5 protein-coding genes are annotated in these 6,000 nt (G+C 67.1%); 1 reads left to right on the top strand and 4 read right to left on the bottom strand.

All coding sequences use genetic code 11. The annotated features are described in order from the left end of the window. The coding region (locus GXB81_RS22615; RefSeq protein ID WP_205990365.1) for a YihY/virulence factor BrkB family protein at positions 1 to 849 on the bottom strand (849 nt) is incomplete at its 3' end. A 245-nt stretch (positions 850 to 1,094) separates the two neighbouring features. Here GXB81_RS22615 and GXB81_RS22610 point away from each other — a divergent pair. Further along, positions 1,095 to 1,640, top strand: a complete 546-nt coding sequence (locus tag GXB81_RS22610) for a YbaK/EbsC family protein (RefSeq protein ID WP_205990368.1) — start codon at positions 1,095 to 1,097, stop codon at positions 1,638 to 1,640. Positions 1,641 to 1,829: 189 nt separating this feature from the next. Here GXB81_RS22610 and GXB81_RS22605 read toward each other — a convergent pair whose 3' ends face one another. The 3 genes from GXB81_RS22605 to GXB81_RS22595 form a co-directional block, all read right to left on the bottom strand. Continuing rightward, complete coding sequence (locus GXB81_RS22605) at positions 1,830 to 3,317, bottom strand: SulP family inorganic anion transporter (protein ID WP_205990364.1); 1,488 nt, start codon at positions 3,315 to 3,317, stop codon at positions 1,830 to 1,832. Between the two features lie 304 nt (positions 3,318 to 3,621). Beyond that, a complete protein-coding gene (locus tag GXB81_RS22600; RefSeq protein ID WP_167043602.1) occupies positions 3,622 to 4,212 on the bottom strand; it encodes a YSC84-related protein in 591 nt (196 codons plus the stop codon). A 311-nt stretch (positions 4,213 to 4,523) separates the two neighbouring features. Next, positions 4,524 to 5,912 carry an FAD-binding oxidoreductase gene (locus tag GXB81_RS22595; protein WP_205990363.1) on the bottom strand — a complete coding sequence of 463 codons (1,389 nt, stop codon included), beginning with the start codon at positions 5,910 to 5,912 and terminating at the stop codon, positions 4,524 to 4,526. Positions 5,913 to 6,000 lie beyond the last annotated feature (88 nt).

The following is a 6,000-nucleotide window of genomic DNA, read 5'->3' as shown; positions in this document are numbered from 1 at the left end:
CGCCGAGAACTCCGCGCCGAGCAGCAGCACCGCCGCCGAGAAGTACAGCCACATCAGCAGCACCGCGAGCGAGCCGGCCGCGCCGAACGAACTGGCCATGCCGGCATGCGCGAGATAGAGCGCGAACAGCTTCTTGCCGGCCGTGAACAGCACGGCCGCGACGAGGCCGCCGACCAGCGCGTCGCGCCACAGCACCTTCGCGTCGGGCAGGAACTTGAGCAGCCCGGCGAACGCGAACACCAGCACGAGCAGCCCGACGCCGAGTTGCAGCAGGTTGCCGATCACGACATAGGGCGAGTTGCCCCACAGCCAGTTGCCGATGAAGACGATCACGGTATCGAGCACGAGCGAGACGATCAGCAGAAACGCGACGCCGAGCACGAGCCCGAACGAGACCAGCCGCACGCGCACGAGCGCGAGCACGCCCGAGGCGCGCGGCCCGGTGTAGGGCCACACTATATTGAGCGCGCTGTTGAGCGACGAGAACGTCGCCGATGCGCCGATCGCCAGCAGCGAAAACGAAATGATCGCCGCGACGCCGCCTTTGGCGCCCGCATGATGCGCGTTCTCGACGATCGTCTGCACGCCCTCGGCGGCCTGATTGCCGATCAGGCCGTTGATATGGCCGTACAGTTCGCCGCGCGCGGCCGCGGCGCCGAAGAACCAGCCGGCCACGGCGATCACCATCACGAGCGTCGGCGCAAGCGAGAAGGCCGCGTAGAACGCGATGCTGGCCGCCTGCGCCGGACAGCGGTTGTCCGAGAATTGCCGCAGCGCGCCGATTACCCAGTTGGCCTGCTTGCGCGCTGCCTGCTGAAGGTTCCCGGTGGAGAAGGAGTCGAGGTCCATGGTCGTGTTCCGAACGGTGCCGGGCCGTCGCGTCTTGTCGCGGCGGGCGGCTTTCGCTTGCGTGCCCTCCGCAAGCCGTGTGCCCGCCACTATACAAGCTAAGCGGCGCGGGCCGTCGTGACGAAGACACAGCGCCCATGCGTCGTCACGCCGTCACATCGTCGCGCGGGCAGGTATGCATGCGCTGCGCGGCCGCCGCGCATGCCGCTAGAATGCAGCGGATTCCCTTCACCTTCCTCGTTACCATGCATTCGCACGAATTCGTACAGCAACTGGACGTCATCACCGCCGATCAATGGGGCGCGCATCTGCCCGCGCACGTCGTCGAACAATTGCCGGCGCAGGGCATCACGGTGTTCGGCGTGACCGACGACGCTTCCGATACCGCCGCCTTCAGCGCGCGCTACGGCTTCGGCCTCGAAGACTGCGCGAACACGATCGTGATCCGCTACAAAAAGGACGGCGGCGAGCATTACGCGGCGCTCGTTTCGCTCGGTTCGCGGCGGCTCGACGTCAACGGCGCGGTGAAGGCCGTGCTCGGCGCGCAGCGGCTCTCGTTCGCGCAGCGCGAGACGGCGGTCGAGCATAGCCGGATGGAGTTCGGCGGGATTACCGCGTTCGGTCTGCCGCAGGACTGGCGCATTCTCGTCGACGCCGCGGTGATGGAGCGCATGCAGATCGTCATGGGCGCGGGCGTGCGGGCCGCCAAGCTACTGCTTTCTCCCGAGGTGCTGCGGCAGTGGCCGCGCTGCGAGGTGGCGGAGTTGACGCTGCCGCTGTCGGCGGAGTGAGACGGTCGTGGCGTTGACGCTGCAGTCGAAGCGGCGCGCGCTACCGGCGGGAAGGAACGCGGCTACGCGGTGCTTGCTGGCGAAGTGTGTACGCCCGCGTGTCCTTGCTCGTGCCTGAGCACGACCCCGACCCTGACCTCGGCCCGCGGCCCGCGGCCCGCGGCCTCAGGCGAGGTCCCAAACGAAACCTCAAGCGAAGCCGACGCCCGCGCGGCTCAGCAACTGGCGGTTGCGCTCCGACAGGTTCTTCATGCTCAACTGCTTGCCCGCCTTGCGATAACGCTCGGCGAGTCCCTGCAAGGCCGCGAGCGCCGAATGATCGGCGAGCAGCAGATGGCTGCAATCGACGGTTACGTTCGCCGGGTCGCACGCCGGATCGAACAGTTCGTGAAAGCGCGTGGTCGACGCGAAAAACAGCGTGCCGCGCGGCACGTAGGTCCGGTGGCCCGCGCGATCCTCGGCGTGCGCATGAATTTCGCGCGCATGCTGCCACGCGAAGTTGAGCGCGGCGATCACGATGCCGCACATCACCGCGATCGCGAGATCGGCGAACACGGTAATGACCGTGACCGCGACGATCACGAGCGCGTCGTTGCGCGGCACCTTGCCGAGCACGCGCAGCGACCCCCATGCGAAGGTCTGCTGTGCGACCACGAACATCACGCCGACCAGCGCCGCGAGCGGAATCCGCTCGATCAGCGGCGACAGGAACAGGATGTACAGCAGGATCATCACGCCGCTGACGATCCCCGACAGCCGCGAGCGCCCCCCCGAATTCAGGTTGATCATGGTTTGGCCGATCATCGCGCAGCCGCCCATGCCGCCGAACAGTCCCGAGGCGATATTCGCGGCGCCGAGCGCCACGCATTCGCGATTCGGCTGACCGCGCGTTTCGGTGATCTCGTCGGTCAGATTGAACGTGAGCAGCGTTTCGAGCAGACCGACGATCGCCATCAGCACCGCGTACGGCAGGATGATGCGCAGCGTGTCCAGATTCAGCGGCACGTCGGGCAGATGCAGCGCCGGCAGGTTGCCGGCGATGTGCGCCATGTCGCCGAGCGTGCGGGTCGGCAGATGCAGCAGCTGCGTGAACAGGCCGACGCCGAGAATCGCCACCAGCGCGGGCGGCGCGGCGCGCGTGAGGCGCGGCAGCAGATAGACGATCGCCATCGTCAGCGCGACGAGCGCGCACATCGTCGCGAGTGCGCTGCCGCGCAGCCATGTTTCGCCGTGCGGCGTGATCTGTTTGAAGTGCGCGAGCTGCGCGCTGGCGATAACGATTGCGAGTCCGTTGACGAAGCCGAGCATCACCGGATGCGGCACCATGCGGATCAGCTTGCCGAGCCGCAATGCGCCGAACAGCACCATCAGCAGGCCGCTCAGTATCACGGTGGCGAGCAGATATTGCGCGCCGTGCTGCACGACCAGCGCGACGATCACGACGGCCATCGAACCGGCGGCGCCCGAGATCATGCCGGGCCGTCCGCCGAACAGGGCGGTGACGGTGCAGATAAAGAATGCGCCATACAGGCCCATCAGCGGATTGAGATGGGCGACCAGCGCGAACGCGATGCATTCGGGCACGAGCGCGAACGACGAGGTCAGGCCGGCGAGCACGTTGCTGCGGATGCCGGAAAGCCGCGCGGGCCGACCGGGAGCGGGACTAGCGGTGTTCATGGTCAACGAGGTGGGCGCGCGAGCGCGCGGTGCAAGCGCGCGCACATGGCGATGCAGGTGGCGGCGCGAAGGAGGCGTCAGCCGAAGGCGGAACGCTTTGCGAAAGGCCGCAATTCTACCGTAGTACGATGAATCGGGTCGCTGAGCGCCGCGCGGACCATCGCGCAAGCGGCGGGCGGTTGCGCGACGGTTGCCCGAAGGTTGCGCGATGGTCCGTGATAGAGACGGTGCGGCGTAGCGCGGTTGTGAAGCCGATCTATACGAATGGCCCTGTGCCAATACGCGGTGACGCCAATCTCCGCGCTCAAATAATCAGACGCGAAACCTTCGTGCCTTCGAGCGAAACGCCCGCCATCAGGCCGCCGTTGGTCAGCACGAAAGCCTGCACCGGGCTCGTCGCGGTCGACGTATCGACCGCGCCGTTCGCGCCGACCTTCAGCACCGCGACGGTCGCGTTTGCGCCGACCGCCCATCCCTGGCTATGCAGGAAATCGTCGAGGGCTTCCTTCGTCATGAACAGGAACACGAGCGCCTTCGACTGCGCGCCGATCTGCAAGCCGAACGAACCCGCGAGCGTGCTGTAGTAGCCGACCGTGCGTCCGTCGATGCGCAGCGCGCCTTCGCCGTACTGTCCGCCGACCCAGAAGCCGGCCGCGATCACCGACGGGAACACCAGCACGCCACGCGCCTTGGCGACGAGATCGCGCGAGCCGTCGACGTTTTCGTACAGACGCGCGAGCGTCGAGTCGATGCCCGCGTTGATCGTGTCGCGCTTGCCGGCGTTGGCTGCGGGCGAGGCGCCGGAAGCCGGCGAAGTCGTCGTGCAACCGGTGAGGTTCAGGCCCGCGACGGCGAGAGCAGCGCTGCCGGTCATGATGAACTGTCGTCTGCGCATGACTGTTTTCCTTTGCGTGTCGAACGCGTTTTGTGTTTTGTACGTGATCGGAGAGTGCGGCGGTTTCGCCTGCTTTCGTTTGTTCTGTTTTACGCGCGGGAGTTTCCTTGCGCGCGTCGTGACCGTTGATTTGGAACGGGAACGCTGCGCCGCCAGTGTGCCGGGACGTGTGCGAATGATCCAGCAGATTGTGTGCCCAAGGCGTGTCGAAGCGCGCGTCGCTGTGGGGCCGGGGCGGTGTGCCTCGTCGTGGCGGTGGGGCGTGCGCGAGGCCGGCTCCCGGCCGCGCGCGGTCAGGACGGCTAGCGTAGTCAGGGCGTCGGACGGATGTTCTGATTGTGGCGGAACAGATTGCCGGGGTCGTAGCGGTTCTTCACGGCGACGAGCCGCTCGTAGTTCGGCCCGTACGCTTCGGCGATGCGGCCGCTTTCCTCCTGCGTCATGAAGTTCACGTACACGCTGCCGAGCGCGAAGGGCCGCGCCGCCTCGAAGAATTCGCGCGCCCATGCGATGCAGCGGTCGTCGTCGCGCGCATCGTCCCAGCGGCCATGCACGTTCATCGCATAGAGCGTGTCGCGGTTCGGATAGGCGGTTGCGTCGACCGCCACGCGCTGCGTTTGCCTGCCGATCAGTCCGAAAAAGATCTCGCATTGCGGCGACGGCAGCGTGTCGATCGCACGGATCAAGGCGTCGATCAGACCATCGTCGATGTCGGCGAGATTGTGCGACTTCCAGTAGTTGCGCGCGCCGGGCGTGAGTAGCGGATCGAACGCCTGTTGCCACGTTTCGTACGGCATCGGCCCGAGATGTTCGCCAAGCGGCGCGCCGAAGCCGCGCACGTGCTCGACCGCGGCCGGACCGTTTTCGACGGGGCCGGTGTAGCACATCGCAAAGACGAGCACTGGCTGGCCGTGTACGTCGGGCGGCAGGAACGGCAGCGGCGGCGCGAGCCGCGCAACGGCCCACACGGCGAGTTCTTCCGGCATCGCGGGCGCGGCGGCGCGGTAGCTGACGAGCGCGTCTTTCGCGTTCCCGAACGGCAGCACGACGAGGCCGCCGTACACGAGCGGGCCGAGCGGATGCAGATCGAACTCGAACTGCGTGACGACGCCGAAATTGCCGCCGCCGCCGCGAATCGCCCAGAACAGATCGTCGTGCGAGGTGGCGCTCGCGCGACGCAATTCGCCGTCGGCCGTGATGACGTCGGCGGCCACGAGGTTGTCGACCGTCATGCCGTAGCGGCGGCTGAGCCAGCCGAATCCGCCGCCGAGCGTGAGCCCCGCGACGCCGGTCGTCGAGTTGATGCCGAGCGGTGTCGCGAGTCCGAATGCCTGCGCTTCGTGATCGAAATCGTGCAGCGTCGCGCCCGGTTCGACATAGGCGCGCCGCGCGGCCGGATCGATGCGCACGGATTTCATCGACGACAGATCGAGCACGAGCCCGTCGTCGCACAGCGCGCTGCCGCCGATGTTGTGGCCGCCGCCGCGAACCGCGAGCGGCAGGCCGTTGTCGCGCGCGAAGGCGATGCCGCTGCGCACGTCGGCCGCGCCGGCGCAACGCAGGATCATCGCGGGATAGCGGTCGATCATCGCATTCCAGATGCCGCGCGCCGCGTCGAAATCCGGCGTGTCGGGCAGGAGAAGCGGGCCGCGCAGGCCGGCTTTGAATGCGTCGATTGCGCTGCTGGATATCGTGACCATGGCGTACCTCGCAGGAGAGTGGCAGACGCTCCCGCCGCGCTATTCAGAAGACCAAACTAAATGGACGCCGCCGAGGGAACGCGTATCG

The organism is Paraburkholderia sp. Ac-20336, from assembly GCF_017105025.1.
Classification (GTDB): Bacteria; Pseudomonadota; Gammaproteobacteria; order Burkholderiales; family Burkholderiaceae; genus Paraburkholderia.
The sequence above is the reverse complement of the archived record's forward strand: the minus strand, read 5'-3'. Positions and strand labels throughout refer to the sequence as shown.